This window comes from Arthrobacter sp. Y-9 (genome assembly GCF_029690065.1).
Taxonomy (GTDB): domain Bacteria; phylum Actinomycetota; class Actinomycetes; order Actinomycetales; family Micrococcaceae; genus Arthrobacter_E.
Map to the genome: position 1 here is coordinate 2,946,597 of NZ_CP121463.1, position 16,501 is coordinate 2,963,097.

Annotated in this window: 15 protein-coding genes; 7 read left to right on the top strand and 8 right to left on the bottom strand. The window is 68.6% G+C overall.

Annotated elements, in window-relative coordinates:
- Positions 1 to 77: 77 nt before the first annotated feature.
- The 5 genes from P9849_RS13335 to P9849_RS13355 all read right to left on the bottom strand — a co-directional run bounded on the left by P9849_RS13335 (position 78) and on the right by P9849_RS13355 (position 5,768).
- Entirely contained in the window at positions 78 to 1,475 is a 1,398-nt protein-coding gene (locus P9849_RS13335; RefSeq protein ID WP_278267217.1) for a GTP-binding protein, read from the bottom strand.
- Complete coding sequence (gene cysD / locus P9849_RS13340; RefSeq protein WP_278267218.1) at positions 1,475 to 2,521, bottom strand: sulfate adenylyltransferase subunit CysD; 1,047 nt, start codon at positions 2,519 to 2,521, stop codon at positions 1,475 to 1,477. Before cysD ends, P9849_RS13335 begins: the two co-directional genes overlap by 1 nt.
- Entirely contained in the window at positions 2,518 to 3,249 is a 732-nt protein-coding gene (locus tag P9849_RS13345; RefSeq protein WP_278267219.1) for a phosphoadenylyl-sulfate reductase, read from the bottom strand. Before P9849_RS13345 ends, cysD begins: the two co-directional genes overlap by 4 nt.
- Complete coding sequence (locus P9849_RS13350; RefSeq protein ID WP_278267220.1) at positions 3,246 to 4,994, bottom strand: nitrite/sulfite reductase; 1,749 nt, start codon at positions 4,992 to 4,994, stop codon at positions 3,246 to 3,248. The genes P9849_RS13345 and P9849_RS13350 overlap by 4 nt, the downstream gene beginning before the upstream one ends.
- A gap of 75 nt (positions 4,995 to 5,069) precedes the next feature.
- Positions 5,070 to 5,768: a CbiX/SirB N-terminal domain-containing protein gene (locus P9849_RS13355; protein WP_278267221.1), complete on the bottom strand. Its 699-nt coding sequence runs from the start codon at positions 5,766 to 5,768 to the stop codon at positions 5,070 to 5,072.
- Positions 5,769 to 5,897: 129 nt separating this feature from the next.
- Between P9849_RS13355 and P9849_RS13360 the strand changes: the two genes are divergently transcribed.
- The 3 genes from P9849_RS13360 to P9849_RS13370 all read left to right on the top strand — a co-directional run bounded on the left by P9849_RS13360 (position 5,898) and on the right by P9849_RS13370 (position 8,297).
- Positions 5,898 to 6,536: a trimeric intracellular cation channel family protein gene (locus P9849_RS13360; protein ID WP_278267222.1), complete on the top strand. Its 639-nt coding sequence runs from the start codon at positions 5,898 to 5,900 to the stop codon at positions 6,534 to 6,536.
- 197 nt (positions 6,537 to 6,733) lie between these two features.
- Positions 6,734 to 7,801: a hypothetical protein gene (locus P9849_RS13365; protein WP_278267223.1), complete on the top strand. Its 1,068-nt coding sequence runs from the start codon at positions 6,734 to 6,736 to the stop codon at positions 7,799 to 7,801.
- A 67-nt stretch (positions 7,802 to 7,868) separates the two neighbouring features.
- Positions 7,869 to 8,297: a hypothetical protein gene (locus P9849_RS13370; RefSeq protein WP_066211826.1), complete on the top strand. Its 429-nt coding sequence runs from the start codon at positions 7,869 to 7,871 to the stop codon at positions 8,295 to 8,297.
- Between the two features lie 329 nt (positions 8,298 to 8,626).
- Here the strand turns inward: P9849_RS13370 and P9849_RS13375 are convergent, their stop codons facing one another.
- The 3 genes from P9849_RS13375 to P9849_RS13385 are packed head-to-tail and all read right to left on the bottom strand — an operon-like array spanning position 8,627 to position 11,789.
- A complete protein-coding gene (locus tag P9849_RS13375) occupies positions 8,627 to 9,730 on the bottom strand; it encodes a polyprenyl synthetase family protein (protein ID WP_278267224.1) in 1,104 nt (367 codons plus the stop codon).
- Between the two features lie 9 nt (positions 9,731 to 9,739).
- Positions 9,740 to 11,080: a geranylgeranyl reductase family protein gene (locus P9849_RS13380; protein WP_278267225.1), complete on the bottom strand. Its 1,341-nt coding sequence runs from the start codon at positions 11,078 to 11,080 to the stop codon at positions 9,740 to 9,742.
- Between the two features lie 10 nt (positions 11,081 to 11,090).
- Complete coding sequence (locus tag P9849_RS13385) at positions 11,091 to 11,789, bottom strand: demethylmenaquinone methyltransferase (RefSeq protein ID WP_278269165.1); 699 nt, start codon at positions 11,787 to 11,789, stop codon at positions 11,091 to 11,093.
- Positions 11,790 to 11,981: 192 nt separating this feature from the next.
- Here P9849_RS13385 and P9849_RS13390 point away from each other — a divergent pair, with 192 nt between their 5' ends.
- The 4 genes from P9849_RS13390 (at position 11,982) to P9849_RS13405 (ending at position 16,438) form a co-directional block, all read left to right on the top strand.
- Entirely contained in the window at positions 11,982 to 13,313 is a 1,332-nt protein-coding gene (locus P9849_RS13390; protein WP_278267226.1) for an isochorismate synthase, read from the top strand.
- Positions 13,314 to 13,732: 419 nt separating this feature from the next.
- Positions 13,733 to 14,692 carry an ABC transporter substrate-binding protein gene (locus tag P9849_RS13395; protein WP_278267227.1) on the top strand — a complete coding sequence of 320 codons (960 nt, stop codon included), beginning with the start codon at positions 13,733 to 13,735 and terminating at the stop codon, positions 14,690 to 14,692.
- Between the two features lie 31 nt (positions 14,693 to 14,723).
- Complete coding sequence (locus P9849_RS13400) at positions 14,724 to 15,653, top strand: amino acid ABC transporter permease (RefSeq protein ID WP_278267228.1); 930 nt, start codon at positions 14,724 to 14,726, stop codon at positions 15,651 to 15,653.
- Positions 15,654 to 15,664: 11 nt separating this feature from the next.
- Positions 15,665 to 16,438: an amino acid ABC transporter ATP-binding protein gene (locus P9849_RS13405; RefSeq protein ID WP_278267229.1), complete on the top strand. Its 774-nt coding sequence runs from the start codon at positions 15,665 to 15,667 to the stop codon at positions 16,436 to 16,438.
- The last annotated feature ends 63 nt before the right edge of the window (positions 16,439 to 16,501 follow it).

Here is a 16,501-nt window from a genome sequence, read left to right on the forward strand (position 1 = left end):
GAAGTGACAGCTGAGGCCCCTTCCCACGTCGGGAAGGGGCCTCAGCTGTTCTCTCGCGAGCCGAAACGGGAGCGGGGCTAGATCCAGTACCGCTCGTCCTCGGAGTCGCCCGGGTGCTCCTTGACCATGCCCGCGGCGAGGGTGTTGCCATCGGCGGGATCGATCACCAGGAAGGCGCCCGTGCGGCGGTGCTTGGCATACGGCTCCAGCGGCAGAGGCGCGGCCAGGCGGATCTGGACCTCGCCGATGTCGTTGAGCTCCAGGTCGGAGGCGGGCTGCACCTCGAACGTGTCCAAGTCCAGCTTGCCGGAGACCGAGCGGACGATCGCCTTCACGGTCTGCGTGCCGTGCTTGACGAACACCCGGGCGCCTTCGCGCAGCGGCTTGGAGGACAGCCACGCCACGGAGCCGTACAGATCCGCGGAGCTCGCCCCCACGGTGCCGGCCGCGGCGATCGTGTCACCGCGGGCGATGTCGATCTCGTCGGCGAGGCGCAGCGCCACCGATTGCGGGGCGAAAGCCGTGTCCAGGGACGTGCCGGCGAAGTCGATCCCGGTGACCGTCGTCGTGCGGGGCTCATGCCCCGGCGACAGGACCACCACCTGATCGCCGACCGTCACCGTGCCCTCGGCCACCTGACCCGCATAGGCGCGGTAGTCGCGGTACTCCTCGACATCCAGGCCACGCGCGACGGCATCCGGCGCCAGGGCGCCCTGCGGACGGATCGCGAGCTGCACGGGGAAGCGGAACGCCTCGTGCTCATCCTCCAGCTCGTCCGCGGCGGGCAGGGTCTCGAGGACCTCCAGCAGCGACGGGCCGTCGTACCAGGGCATGCGCGGGGAACGGTCCACGACGTTGTCACCGTCGAGGGCGGACACCGGGATGACCCGGACGTCGGCGTGATCCGCGGTTCCATCGGCCTGTGCAGTGCCGATCCCCAGCTCCTGGGAGACCCGGCGGATGTCCGCCTCGATCTCCCGGAACACGGGCTCGGAGAAGTCGACCAGGTCCACCTTGTTCACGGCGACGATCACGTGCGGGACGCGCAGCAGGTGGAGGACGGACAGGTGCCGGCGGGTCTGTTCGAGGACTCCCTTGCGGGCGTCGATCAGCACGACCACCGCGTCCGCCGTCGACGCGCCCGTCACCGTGTTCTTGGTGTACTGCACATGCCCGGGGCAGTCGGCCAGGATGAAGCTGCGGCGGTCCGTGGCGAAGTAGCGGTAGGCGACGTCGATCGTGATGCCCTGCTCCCGCTCGGCGCGCAGGCCGTCGGTCAGCAGCGCCAGGTCCAGGCCGCCCTTCTCCCCGCCGAAGCCGCGGTCCGCGCTCGTACGGGCGACGGCGTCGAGGGTGTCGGCCAGGATCGCCTTGGAGTCGTGCAGGAGGCGGCCCACCAGGGTGGACTTGCCGTCGTCGACGCTGCCGGCCGTCGCGAAACGGAACAGCGTGCTGGACGCGAGTGCGGTGCTCATCAGAAATACCCGTCCTTCTTGCGGTCTTCCATGGCCGCCTCGGAGATGCGGTCATCGGCGCGGGTCGCGCCACGCTCGGTCAGAGTCGACGCCGCGACCTCGACGACGACGGCGGCCACGTCCGCGGCGTCACTCTCCACGGCGCCGGTGCAGGACATGTCCCCCACCGTGCGGTAGCGCACGAGCTTGGTGATGACCTCCTCATGCGGCGCCGGCTGGGACACCTCGCCCACGGCACGCCACATCCCGTCCCGGGCGAAGACCTCCCGCTCATGGGCGTAGTACAGGCCAGGCAGTTCGATGCCTTCGCGCTCGATGTAGCGCCAGATGTCCAGCTCGGTCCAGTTGCTGATCGGGAAGGCCCGCACGTGCTGGCCCACCGTGTAGCGGCCGTTGTAGAGATTCCACAGCTCGGGCCGCTGATTGCGCGGATCCCACTGCCCGAACTCGTCCCGCAGGGACAGAATCCGCTCCTTGGCGCGGGCCTTGTCCTCGTCGCGACGGCCGCCGCCGAAGACGGCGTCGAATTTGTTCCGCTGGATGGCGTCCAGCAACGGCACGGTCTGCAGCGGATTCCGGGTGCCGTCGGCGCGCTCCTGGAGCTCACCCCGGTCGATGAACTCCTGCACGGAACCGACCACGAGCTTCAGACCGAGCCGCTCGACCGTCCGGTCCCGGAACTCGATCACCTCGGGGAAGTTGTGCCCGGTGTCCACGTGCAGCACCGGGAACGGCACCTTGCCCGGCCAGAAGGCCTTGGTGGCCAGGTGCAGCATGACCACGGAGTCCTTGCCGCCGGAGAACAGCAGCGCGGGCCGCTCGAACTCGGCGACGACCTCGCGGATGATGTGAATGGCCTCGGCCTCGAGGGCGTCAAGCGTGCCGAGCCGGTTGCGGGCGGCCGCAGGGTCATCCCCTCGCGGCTTAGACACGCTCGCTCGTTCCTCGCTCGCGCGATGCGCCGCTTCCGGGGACACCCCCGCCGCCGCAATGTCCTGCGTCACGTTCTCCACCTCGAGTTCTTCGGAAAAGGTCTGGGCGCTCATGTCGTGTGGAGCCCGCATTCGGTCTTGTCGGATCCGGCCCAACGGCCCGATCGCGGGTCCGCCCCCGGCGCGACCTTGTTCGTGCATGGCTGGCAGCCGATGGACGGGTAGCCCTGGGTCAGGAGCGGGTTGGACAGGAGCAGGTGCTCGTCCGAGTACTCCATGAGCTGCTCGTAGCTCCACGGCGCCACCGGGTTGACCTTCACCAGGCCGTTGGCCTCATCCCAGGTCACGAGCGGGGTGTTGGTCCGGGTAGGGGCCTCGTCGCGGCGGACGCCGGTGAACCACAATTCGTAACCGGCCAGGGTGCGGCGCAGCGGCACCACCTTGCGCATGTTGCAGCAGGAGGCGGCGTCGCGGGCGAACAGGTCCTTGCCGAACAGCCGGTCCTGCTGTTCCACGGTGTTCTCCGGCAGCACGTCCACCACGTTCACGCGGAGGGTCTTGGCCACCAGATCGCGGGTCTGGTACGTCTCCGGGAAGTGGTAGCCGGTGTCGAGGAAGAGGACGTCGACGCCGGGCAACTGCTCGGCGACCAGGGCCGGCAGCACGGCGTCGGCCATGGAGCACGCCACGGTGACCGCCGGCGTCGCGAAGTTGCGCTTCACCCAGGCGATGACGTCTTCGGCCGGGGCGTCCCAGGCCAGTTCTGCCGCGCCCGACTCGGCGAGAGCCTTCAGTTCCTCCGGAGTGCGAAGGCCCTTGTCGGTGCGGATGTCCGTGCTCATTGCAGTGCCTCCTCGTCCGCGGCGTGGGCCCATTCGGCGAAACTCTGGCCTTCGGCGCGGTCGGCGACGAAGCGGCGGACCACACGCTCCACATAGTCGGGCAGATCCGCCACGTAGACCTTGAGTCCGCGGACGGTGCGGCCCAGGCCGGCCTCCTCGCGGGAGGTCGACGCCAGCCCGCCGCCCAGGTGCACCTGGAAGCCGGGAGCCGGGTCGCCGCCGTCGACGGGGAGCATCATGCCCTTCAGCCCGATGTCCGCGGTCTGAATGCGGGCGCAGGAGTTGGGGCAGCCGTTGATGTGCAGACTCAGGGCGTCGGGCAGGGTGCCCGCCTCGACCAGGTCGGCGAGGCGCCGCTCCAGTTCGGCGATGGCCGTGGCCGCGGTGACCTTGGTCTCCACGATGGCCAGCTTGCAGTATTCGATGCCGGTGCAGGCGATGGTGCCGCGCCGGAAGACGCTCGGCCGGGCGGAGAGGCCCAGGGCGTCGAGCTCGGCGATGAGCGGTTCCACCTGGTCACCGGGGACGTCGAGGACCACGAGCTTCTGATGCGGGGTGGTGCGCAGGCGCTGCGAGCCGTGGGCCTCCAGCACCTCGGCCAGGCGGACCAGGTTCTCGCCGGACAGGCGGCCGACCGTAGGAGCGACGCCGATGAAGAAGCGGCCGTCCTTCTGCTCGTGGACGCCGATGTGGTCACCGGGAGTGGGCGGCTTGGGTGCGGCGGGGCCGTCGGCCAGCCGGTAGCCGAGGTACTCGTCCTCGAGGATCTGCCGGAACTTCTCCGGACCCCAATCGGCCAGGAGGAACTTCAGGCGGGCCTTGGTGCGCATGCGGCGGTAGCCGTAGTCGCGGAAAATCTGCGTGACGCCGTGCCACACCTCGGCGCCCTGTTCCGGGGTGACGAAGGCGCCCAGGCGCTTGCCGAGCATGGGGTTGGTGGACAGCGCGCCGCCCACCCACAGGTCGTAACCGACGCCGAGTTCCGGGTGCACCACACCGACGAAGGCGCAGTCGTTGATCTCGTGCACCACGTCCTGCGACGGGTGGCCAGTGATGGCGGTCTTGTACTTGCGCGGCAGGTTCGCCAGCTCGGGATCGCCGATGAACTTCTCCGCGATCTCGTGGATCAGCGGCGTCGGGTCGATGATCTCGTCCTTGGCGATGCCGGCCACGGGCGAGCCGAGGATGACGCGCGGCACGTCGCCGCAGGCCTCGGTGGTGGAGAGGTCCACCGCTTCGAGGCGGCGCCAGATCTCCGGCACGTCCTCCACCCGGATCCAGTGCAGCTGGATGTTCTGGCGATCGGTGATGTCCGCGGAACCTCGGGCGAAGTCGACGGAGATCTGCCCGATCACCCGCAGCTGCTCCGTGGTGAGCGCCCCGCCGTCGATCCGGACGCGGAGCATGAAGTACTTGTCCTCGAGCTCGTGCGGTTCGAGCGTGGCGGTCTTGCCGCCGTCGATCCCGGGCTTGCGCTGCGTGTAGAGGCCCCACCAGCGGAAACGCCCGTGAAGATCGGTGCCGTCGATCGAGTCGAAGCCACCCTTGGAGTAGATGGTCTCGATGCGTTCGCGGACGCTGAGCCCACCGTCCTCCTGCTTCCACACCTCGTTCGGGTTGAGCGGCGTGGTGCCGTCAACCTTCCACTGGCCATGCGGCTTGGCGGCCGGCCGGCCCGCGCGCGGCGTGCGTGCTGGACGGGCTTCGGGCGAGGGGGTCGCTCCGGCTAGAGCTGTGTCGGTCATACAGAAAATGTAGGGTGGCCCACTTTGGCCTCCCAAGGTCACCGGACATGTGACGACACGGGGGGCAATATTTCGTCACGCGCCGGGTGCGGCGGCCACGGCCTCGTCGAAGCGCTTCAGGACGAGGCCGGCCAGGGCCTCCGACGGCAGCAGCGGCTCGGTCACCAGATCCGCTCCGGCCTTGAAGAGCTGGTCATGAAACCAGCCGTGGGCCAGCAGATAGGACGCGACGACGACGCGCGGCGCCCCCGCCGCCCGGGCCGCCGCCACCGCGTGGGGCACCTTCGGCTCTGCCGCGCTTCCGTAGGCGCAGCTCACCGGCCTGCCGAGACGGATGGCGAGCTGCCCCGCAACCTCCTCCACGGCTGCGGAGGCCGCCGGGTTCGAGGAGCCGGCGGCGGCCAGGACGACGGCGTCGTCGTCCGCCAGCCCGGCTTCCCGCAAGCGCTCCTCCAGCACGTCCACCAGCACCGGATCCGGGCCGAGCGGCGCCGCCGCCGAGGTCCAGGGCCGGGAGTCCCGGGCCTGGGCGATGTCCACCTTCACGTGGTACCCGACGCTCAGGAGCACCGGCACGATCACGGCCGGCTCGCCCTCGGGCAGGGCGGACACCACGTCGGGGAGGGCCGGCTCCTGCACGTCCACGTAGGCCTCGCGCACGTCCAGCGACGGGCGGAGCGCGGACACGGCCCGCCGGAGCTCGCGCACTTCGGCGTCGCCGGTGGCGTTGCTGGTTCCGTGCGAGCACGCGATCAGGACAGGGCTGTGAGTCATGACTGGGAGCTTAACGCGAGCGGTCCCCGGGTGCCTTAACCTTGATTGCGAAGCATGTCGGGCGACCCGTTCCGGATTCCGGTGTGCGCACGGACACGAGTGCGATCCGACACCACGGAAGGGAAGGCCATGTCCTTTGACACCGGCCTCCTGGCCCTCGACCTGCTGGGCGTGTTCTTCTTCGCCGTCTCCGGCTCGCTCCTGGCGGCCCGCAAACGCTTCGACGTCGTGGGCTCCGTCCTCCTCGCCTGCCTCGTGAGCCTCGGCGGCGGTGTGGTCCGCGACGTCATCCTCGGCGTGCATCTGCCCTCCGCCTTCGGCCAGCCCGTCTACCTGGTGCCGCCGATCCTGGCCGCGGCGCTCGTCTACATCCTGTTCAACAGCGTGCAGCGCTTCACCTCCCTGCTCACCCTGTTCGACGCCGGCGGGCTCGCGCTGTTCTGCATCTCCGGCACGCTGAAGGCCATCTCCCTCGGCGCGAACCCGGTGGCGGCCATCCTGCTGGGCGTGACCACGGCCGTGGGCGGCGGGGTCCTGCGGGACATCACGGCCAACGAGGTGCCCGCCCTCTTCGACGCCCGCGAGATCTACGCGCTCCCGGCGTTCTGCGGCGCCGCCCTGACCGCGCTCGTCTGGCATCTCGGCTGGTTCAACCCCGTCACCGGCCTCACGATCGCCGCCCTCGTCTTCGCCTTCCGGGTCACGGCCTGGCGCCGCCACTGGTACGTCCCCCTGGCCGTGCACGGCTGGCACCGTCAGCTCGACTGAGGACCTGGCCCTTCACCGTGACCTTGGACCGCGCATGACGTCGACCTTGCACTTTCTCGGGTTTCCCGGCGCTGAGCCCCGAGAAAGTGCAAGGTGAAGCACGGTTCCAGGCCTCAGCTCCGGCCGACGCGTGGGCTTCGCCGGACAGGCTGTGGATAACTCCTGCACGTGACCCCGGATCCGGTCCAGACTGGACCATGCGCGCCCGCCCCCTGCCCCCTCAGCTGAGGGGCATGTCCTTCACGCTGCGGGAAGCACTGCGGGACGGCACCCCGCGCAGCCGGCTGTACGCGCGGGATCTCGAGATTCTCACCAACGGTTTCCGCCGCCCGGCAGGAGTCGGCCTCCGGGCCGCCGACGAGGTCCGGGCCCTCGCTGCCCTGCGCCCGAAGGACACCTTCGTCCGATTCACGGCCGCCGCCTTGCAAGGCGTCCCCCTCCCGCGCCGCCACGAGTCGCTGTGGCCCGTCCACCTCAGCAGCCCGCCGGGCACCGCGCCGGCCCGCCGTCGTCGTGTCGTCGGCGTCGGACTGGACCTCGCACCCGACGAGGTCCGTGTCCTCGACGGCCTCCGCATCACGACCGCGGCGCGCACCTGGCTGGATCTGGCCCGGGATCTAAGCCTTGAGGAACTGGTCATCGCGGGAGATGATCTGGTCTGCGCACATCCTCGGGGGTTCCCGGCGCCCCGGATCCCGTGGACCACGCCGACGGCCCTCGCGGAGATGCTCGAACGGCCTCCGCGGGCACGGGGCATCGTCAGGGCCAGAAAGGCTCTGAGGCTGGTCCGGATCGGCGCTGACTCTCCTCGGGAGACGCGGCTCCGCCTGGCCCTCACGGCGGCGGGACTCCCGGAACCCGAACTCAACGTCATGCTCCGCGGCGAATTCGGGCAGCCGGTCCTCTGGCCGGACGGCGCTTATCCAGCGTGCCGGATCTCGCTGCAGTACGACGGCGAGCCCCACGCCGCCGCCCGGCAGCACCGCCGGGACATCGACCGTGCCGCGATCACCGAAGCGCTCGGCTGGACGGAGGTGCGGCTCGGGGCGGCTGACCTCCACGGAACTCCGCCCCGGGCGGTTCTCCGTGTCCGGCAAGCCCTGCTCCGGTCCGGTTGGCGGCCAGGAGAGCCCGCCTGGCCTCTCCGCACATCACGCCCCTGGCCATCGCCGCCGTCACCTTGCACTTTCTCGGGCTTCCCGGCCCTGAGCCCCGAGAAAGTGCAAGGTGAAGCACGCCCACGGTCGACCACACGCGGCGCGTGACCCCGGGCGGAGTGAACTCCGTCCCAGGCCACCGCGGGGGCTTGCTCCACTGGATAGGATGGAACCCATGAGCGAAATGTTCTTGGAGAAGTACCGCGCGCTTGTCCCGAAGTACCTGGCAGACGACTGGCAGGAAGAGGACGGCATCCCCGAGGCTGAGCTCGACGCCGCCCTGGCCGGGCTGAAGCTGACGCTTCCTCAGGCCATGCGGGAGTTCTATCTGGCTCTCGGCGGCTGCGAAGACATCATGGAGGCCTACCACTACTTCTGGGACCCGGAAGAGCTGGAGGTCGACGACGAGGGCTTCCTCATGTTCCTGGAGGACGAGGACGAGAGCTACACCTGGGGCATCCGGGTGGGCGACCTCAGCGTCCCGGACCCGATCGTCTGGCGGAAGAACAACGCCCGCGGCGAATGGAAGAGCGAGGACGGCACCTTCTCCGAGTTCACCTTCGACATGCTGGCCTGGGCGTTCGAGGACGACGAAGAGTCCTGACTCTCACTTCTCCCCCGGCACGTGAATTATCAGTGAATGACTGGACTGCATGACAAGAACCGTCATAAGCTGACCTCAGGAATCGCCCCCTCCTAAGGTGGTTCTTTCGGGGGCCCTTCCGAGCAGCCCCCGATTTTCCAGGAAACAGGCCCGTCGGACAGATATCCCCCCTAGATGTCCTGCGGGTCTGTTTCGTTGTCCGGCGTGGATTAATTCCGGTTCACACGATGTCATCCGGAAACAGGACATCCCGGCACGGTCCAGAACCGTGCCGGGATGCTGTCACGAAGTGTCAAAATGCAACGGCCCAGGTGGGAGCCGCCGTGGGCTCAGGCGGTGCGCTCCACCACGGCCAGCGCGAAGTTCGCCAGGGACTCCTTGACCACGCCTTCGGGGAGCGGCTCCAGAGCGGCCATGGCCTCATCGGCCCAGCGACGGGCCACGGCCCACGACTGTTCGGTCACCGGGTGAGCGCCCAGCGCGGCGACGGCGGCGGCCAGCGCCTCATCACCGCTCAGGTCACCGTCCACCAACGCGAGCACCTCGGCGGCGGAGGCGTCGCCGTCGCGGGCGGCCTCACGCAGCAGGAGGACCGGCAGGGTCGGCACGCCTTCGCGGAGGTCCGTGCCCGGGGTCTTGCCGGACTTCACGCGGGCACTGGTCACGTCGATGACGTCATCGGCCAGCTGGAACGCGACGCCCAGCTTCTCGCCGTACTCGACCAGGACGTTCTCCACGGTCTCGTCGACGCCAGCGAAGATCGCGCCGAGCTGCGCGGACGCGGCCACGAGGGAACCGGTCTTGTCCGCGAGCACCTGGATGTAGTGCTGCAAGGGGTCCTCGTCCTCACGCGGACCCACGGTCTCGTGGAGCTGACCGAGGCACAGCCGCTCGAAGGTGCGGGCCTGGATGCCCAGGGCGCGGCCGCCGAGCTCGGAGACCAGGATGGAGGCGCGGGCGAAGATCAGGTCGCCGGTCAGGACGGCCACCGAGTTGCCCCAGACCTCGTGCGCCGTCGGCGCGCCGCGGCGGACAGGTGCGGAGTCCATGACGTCGTCGTGGTACAGCGTGGCCAGGTGCGTCAGCTCCACCACGACGGCGGCCTGCAGCACCTCGGGACGGGTGTAGTCGCCCAGGTGGGAGCACAGGAGGGCCAGGAGCGGGCGGATGCGCTTGCCCCCGGCTTCCACCAGGTGACGCGAGGTGGCGTCCGCCAGAGGATCGGAGTTCGCGATGGCCTCCCGCAGCATCTTCTCCACCCGGGCCAGGTTGGTGGTCAGCGCAGGGCCGATCACCGGGTCCTCGGAGATGGCGGCGAAGCCACGCGGCAAGGTCAGTCCGGTGGCGATGGCCGTGGTGCTCGGCTCGGGTTCCACGGCGTCGGGAAGTCCGTGTCCGGCGTGCGTCCAGGTGCGGTCTGCGGGTGTGCTCACGGTTAAAGCCTAACGAGTCGCGGGGAAGGTCTGGGACGCACGGGGGGCGGGCGCCGTTCCGGTGTTCGACGTGGCGGGCACCAGTCGTTCGAGCAGAGCGATCACGGAGTCCTCGAAACGCCCCGAGCGGGGGTCCGTCAGGTTCGCGAGCATGCGCACCACGAACCGCATCAGCGCGGGCAGCGGCATGCCGGTGCGCAGAGCGAGTTTCATGATCCGCGGGTTGCCGATCAGGCGGGCGAACACCCGACCGAGCGTGAAGTGGCTGCCCCATTCGTCGCGCACCTGCGTGGCGTAGGCGGCCAGGCCGGCGTCGAGCGCGCGCTGTGCCGCACCCGCCGAGGTGGCGCTGCGGGCGGCGCGATCGGCGTCGATGAGGTGCTCGGCGGCGAAGCGCGCGGACTCCATCGCGTAGGAGATGCCCTCGCCGTTGAACGGCGAGACCATGCCGCCGGCGTCGCCGAGGAGCAGCATCCCGGGCAGGTGGTGCGGAGTGCGGTTGAAGCCCATGGGGAGGGCGGCGCCGCGGATCTCCCCGACCAGGTTCTCCTCGCGGTAGCCCCACTCGCCCGGCATCGCGGCGACCCAGTCGCGCATGACCTGCTTGTAGTCGAGGCGGCCGAACTCTTTGGAGGAGTTGAGGATGCCCAGGCCGACGTTCGACGTTCCGTCGCCCACACCGAAGATCCAGCCGTAGCCGGGCAGGGGCTTGCCGTCCTTGCCCGGAAGCTCGAGCCAGCCCTCCATCCAGTCGTCCTCGTGCCGGGGGCTCGTGTAGTAGCCGCGCACGGCCACGCCCAGGGGGCGGTCGTCGCGCTTGGCCACGCCGAGAGACACCGCCGTGCGGGTCGAGTTGCCGTCGGCTGCAAGCACGATGTCGGCGTGGAAGTCGCGCGTCTCGCCGGACTTGCGTCCGCGCTCGTCGAGGATCGCGGCCCGGGCGCCGATGACGCGTCCGGAATCGTCGCGCAGCGCTTCGGTGACGGAATGCCGCTCCAGGACGGTGGCGCCCGAGGCCTCCGCGTGGCGGGCCAGCGCCTCATCGAAGCCGAGGCGCGTCCGGATCAGACCGTACTGCGGGAAGTCGCCGACCTCGGGCCAGGCGAGTTCCACCTGTCGGCCGCCCGCGATCAGGCGAAGGCCCTTGTTGCGGCGCCAGCCGTCGGCCTCGTCATGGGGCAGGCCGAGGCGCTGGATCTCACGCACCGCACGCGGGGTGAGCCCGTCACCGCAGACCTTCTCCCGCGGGAAGGACGTCTTCTCCAGGACCGTGACCTCATGGCCGTCCTGGGCGAGGTAGTGCGCAGCGGTGGACCCGGCGGGACCCGCGCCGACAATGAGAACGTTCACCGGGCTCCCTTTAGCGCGCGGCAGGCGCCGGGCGTGCGGAGGAGGCTGCGGCGTCGTCGGTCAGGGGCTTGACGCCGCGGTGCACGGCGACGATGCCGCCGTTCAGATTGCGGTAGGCGACGTCCTCCCAGCCGGCGTCCTGGAGCCAGTGGGCCAGTTCGTCCTGGTTCGGCCAGGCACGGATCGACTCGGCCAAGTAGACGTAGGCGTCCGGGTTGGAGGAGACCTTGCGGGCGATCGCGGGGAGCGCGCGCATGAGGTATTCGGTGTACATGGTGCGCCAGACGGGGACGGTCGGGTGGGAGAACTCCGCCACGACGATCCGGCCGCCGGGTCGGGTGACGCGGAGCATCTCGGCGAGGGCCTTGCGCGGTTCGTTCACATTGCGCAGGCCGAAGGAGATGGTGCAGGCGTCGAAGCTGTCGTCCTCGAACGGGAGGTTCATGGCGTCGCCGGCCACGAAGTCGATGTCCGGGCGGCGGCGCTTGCCGACTTTGAGCATGCCGAGGGAGAAATCGCAGGCCACGACGTCGATCCCGGCGTCCGCGTAGGGCTCGCTGGAGGTGCCGGTGCCGGCCGCCAGATCGAGGACGCGCTGCCCCGGAACCGCGCCGACCGCATCGAAGACGATCTTGCGCCACCGCCGCGTCTGTCCGAGGGACAGGACATCGTTGACCACGTCGTACTTCGGCGCAACATCGTCGAACATGGTGGCTACTTCTTCGGGGCGCTTGTCGAGCGAGGCTCGGATCGGTGTGCTGCTCACCGTCTCATTGTCGCAAACATTCGCGACGACCACGGATTCCCTGTGATCACGCTCTCCTCACGACGGTTCGGAGAGGGCGGACGGAACCGGCGCTGAACAGGACGAGGCGCAGTTCGGGAGTACCCTTGTTCCATCATGAGCAGCACGCTGAAGAGCACCACCGTACCTCTGGGCGAGGACGCCTCCGAGGACGGTCTGGCGGCTTTCCTCGCCGACCCTCATGCCCCCGCCGTCGCACTGAGCTGGATCCGTCGCGGCTCGGGCCTCCTCGGCTTCGGCGAGGTGACCCGTTTCGAAGTCTCCGGCCCGGAACGTTTCATGCTCGCCGAGCAGTGGTGGCGTTCCCTGTCGCTGACGGCGCACGTCAACGACCCCCTCGCCCTTCCCGGCACCGGCCCCGCCGCCTTCGGTTCCTTCGCGTTCTCCAAGACGTCCGGCTACGCCTCGCGCCTTGTGGTGCCCGAACTCGTCATCGGCCAGCGGAACGGCCTGCGCTGGGCGACGCTGTCCACGCTCGCCGACACCGCACCGTCGGAGGACGATGTCCGCGACGCCGTCAAGCGCCTGCTCCCCCGGACGCAGTCCTCGGACGGCGACGCCGCTCAGCGCCCCGCGCTGAACGCCCCCATCCGCCCGGGCTCGCTGAGCGAAGCGGAGTGGATGACCGCGGTCGAGGAAGGCGTGGCGCGCATCCGCTCGGGCGCTGTCGAGAAGATCGTCCTGGCCCGCGACGTCGAAGTGGACCTGCCCTCCGCCGTGGTCCCCGAGAACGTCCTGGCCCGGCTGGCCCGGCAGTACCGCGAATGCTGGACCTACCGCGTGGACGGCTTCGTCGGCGCGACCCCGGAGATGCTCATCCAGGTGGTGGGCCGCACCGCCCAGGCCCGCGTCCTCGCCGGCACCCTGGACCGCAGGGACGCCGTGGAACGCACGGCGGAGGAGGACGAGACCGCCTACGCCGAACGCGTGCTCGCCGGTTCGGTGAAGCAGCGCCACGAACACCAGATCGCCATCGATTCCCTGGTCAACGCCCTGGAACCGTTCTCCGAAGCCACCGACGCCCACGAGGAACCGTTCATCCTGGAACTGCCCAATGTGTGGCACCTCGCCTCCGATGTGAAGGCCGAGCTCCTGGACGCCGAGGGGCACATCCCGTCCTCCCTGGCCCTGGTCAACGCCCTTCACCCGACCGCCGCCGTGTGCGGAACGCCTACCCTGCCCGCGGGCGCGATCATCCGCGAACTGGAGCACCTGGACCGCGGCCCCTACGCCGGACCGGTGGGATGGCTCGACGCCGCCGGGAACGGCGAGTGGGGCATCGGACTGCGCGGTGGGCTCCTGGACGGCTCGACGGCGCGGCTGTTCGCCGGCTGCGGCGTCGTGGAGGGGTCGGTCCCCGAGTCCGAGCTCGCGGAGACCTGGGCGAAGTTCCGCCCGATGCTGGAAGCCCTCAACGTCGCGTCCTGAGGCGTGACGCCGGGCCCGGTCCACTCCGGGTTTCCCACGGCGTTGGGCGCGGCGACCAGACGCCGAGCGTCGTTTCGCGCGTCGGCTCCCCCACGCTCCGTTCGTTCGGCGCAAGCCGCGCCGGGCCGCATGCGGGCCGGCCGGCGTCGTCGTTTTCCGAAGCATGTCTTTCGCGTCCGGAATACCGGACACAATGGCGAGTCGGATTCCCCACCAGCCTTCGATCTGCGCTTTAGTGATGGGAGTCACATGGCGAGGCGGAGCTGAAGAATTTACCGTCAGGCAACATTCAAGGCTTGTGCTTCGCGACGCGGCGTTGTCCAATAGTCAATGCAAGTTGACTGTGACGCACCTCTCAATGCGTGACTACACTTAAGCGGACTCAACTCCAGGTCCCAGCGCAACAAAGGGTAAAAATCATGATGTTCAACCGCTCCCTCTTCGGTAGCACCAAGGTCAAGACGGCAGCCGTACTGGCCATCGGCGCGCTGGCACTCTCCGCCTGCACCAATGCCTCCGAGACGGCAGACAACGGTTCCAAGCCGTCCTCCGGCTCCTCCAGCGCTGCGACGTTCGATCCCAGCACCGTCCAGAAGGATGACGCCCTCGCCGCCAAGGTCCCGGCCGCCATCAAGTCCAAGGGCACCCTGGTGGTCGGCTCCGACACCAGCTACGCACCGGCGGAGTTCCTCGACGCGGACGGTCAGACCCCGATCGGCTACGACGTCGACATCGCCAAGGCCATCGGCGCGAAGCTCGGGCTGAAGGTCCAGGTCCAGACCGCTGAGTTCACCGGCATCCTCCCCGCGCTCGGCCCCAAGTACGACCTGGGCATCTCCTCCTTCACCATCAACAAGGAGCGCCTCCAGGCCGTCAACATGGTCAGCTACTTCAAGGCCGGCACCACCTGGGCCGTCAAGAAGGGCAACCCCAAGGGCTTCAGCCTGGATGACGTCTGCGGCAAGTCCATCGGCGTCCAGACCGGCACCGTCCAGGAGGACCCGGATCTGAAGGACCGCAACAAGAAGTGCGTTGACGCCGGCAAGAAGCCGATCGACATCGTGACCCTGAAGAACCAGACGGACGTCACCACCCGTCTGGTGAACGGCTCCATCGACGCGATGGCCGCCGACTCCCCCATCATCGGCTACGCGCTGACCCAGACCAACGGTCAGCTCGAGAAGATCGGTGACATCTACGACGCCGCTCCCCAGGGCGTGACCGTGGCCAAGGCGGACACCGCTCTGGCGACCCTGGTCCAGGACACCCTGAACAGCCTCATCGCGGACGGCTCCTACAAGAAGATCCTCGACGCCTGGGGCAACTCCGAAGGTGCGATCACCAAGTCCGAGCTGAACCCGGCTCCGGCCGCGTCCTGATCCGCTCTCTCCCCAGAAGCTCAGGTAGATCATGAGTCACAAAGACGACGCACCGGTGCTGAATCATTCAGTGCCGGTGCGGCACCCCGGGCGCATCGTCAGTGCGGTCATCATCATCGGCGTGGTCGTCGCGGTCCTGGTGAACATCTTCACCAACAAGGAATTCCACTGGGACGTGGTCGGCAAGTACATCCTCGACGTCAAGGTCGTGCAGGGTGTGGGCTGGACGCTGCTCCTGACGGTGGCGTCCATGGCCATCGCGATCGTCCTCGCCATCATCCTGGCGATCATGCGGCAATCCGACAATCCGGTGCTCCGCTGGTCCTCGTGGTTCTGGGTGTGGTTCTTCCGCGGCACCCCGGTGTACACCCAGTTGATCTTCTGGGGCCTGTTCGCAGTGCTCTACCCGAAGATCAGCGCGGGCATCCCCTACGGGCCCCAGTGGTTCAGCATCGACACCTCGACGGTGATCACCGCGACCGTGGCCGCCATCCTCGGTCTTGGTCTGAATGAATCCGCCTACCTGGCGGAGATCTTCCGTGCCGGCTTGAAGTCCGTGGACAAGGGCCAGATGGAGGCCGCTCAGGCGCTCGGCATGTCCAACGGCAAGATCATGTGGCGCATCGTCCTGCCGCAGGCCATGCGCATCATCGTGCCCCCCACCGGCAACGAGACCATCGGCATGCTGAAGACCACCTCCCTGGTCCTCGCCGTGCCGTTCACCCTCGACCTGACGTTCGTCACGAACGCCCTGGCAAACCGTCTCTACCTCCCGGTTCCGCTGCTCATCGTCGCGGCGATCTGGTACCTGCTCATCACCAGCATCCTCATGGTGGGTCAGCACTACCTCGAGAAGTACTACGGCCGAGGCGTCGACGGAGGCGCGCCCCAGGTGATCAATCCGGACGCGCTCAAGGCCCAGATGCTGGCCGAGGGTGCCCCGCGAATGTCCGGACAGTGAGGCTCGAGACAATGACTGAAGACAACAAGCCCCTCGTCCGCATCGAGGGCCTGCACAAGTACTACGGGCACCACCATGTCCTCAAGGGCATCGACATGACCGTCAAGAAGGGCGAGGTGGCCGTCGTCATCGGGCCCTCCGGTTCCGGCAAGTCGACCATGCTCCGCTGCGTGAACCTCATGGAGACCATCAGTGCCGGCCGCATCCACGTGGGCGATCAGCTGATCGGCTACCGCGAGGTGAACGGGCGCCTCCACGATCTCAAGGACAAGGAGATCGCCGCTCAGCGCCAGAACATCGGCATGGTGTTCCAGAAGTTCAACCTCTTCCCGCACATGACCGCGCTGGAGAACGTCATCGAGGCGCCTATCCAGGTCAAGGGCCAGAGCAAGTCGGCAGCCAAGAACCGTGCGCACGAATTGCTGAAGATGGTGGGCCTGGGCGACAAGGTCAATCACTACCCGTCGCAGCTCTCCGGCGGTCAGCAGCAGCGCGTGGCGATCGCCCGGGCGCTGGCCATGGAGCCCGAGGTCATGCTCTTCGACGAGCCCACCTCGGCCCTGGACCCGGAGCTCGTGGGTGACGTGCTGAACGTGATGAAGGACCTCGCCAAGTCCGGCATGACCATGATCGTGGTGACCCACGAGATCGGTTTCGCCCGCGAAGTCGGCGACACCCTCACGTTCATGGACGGCGGCGTGGTCGTGGAGTCCGGCGATCCCCGGGCGATCATCTCCGCGCCGCAGCACGAACGCACCAAGGAGTTCCTGAGCCGCGTGCTCTGACGCGACCTTCTCCTCTGATCGACTGCTCCATAGGAAGTCGTTTTCCCGGAATTTCCGGGGATT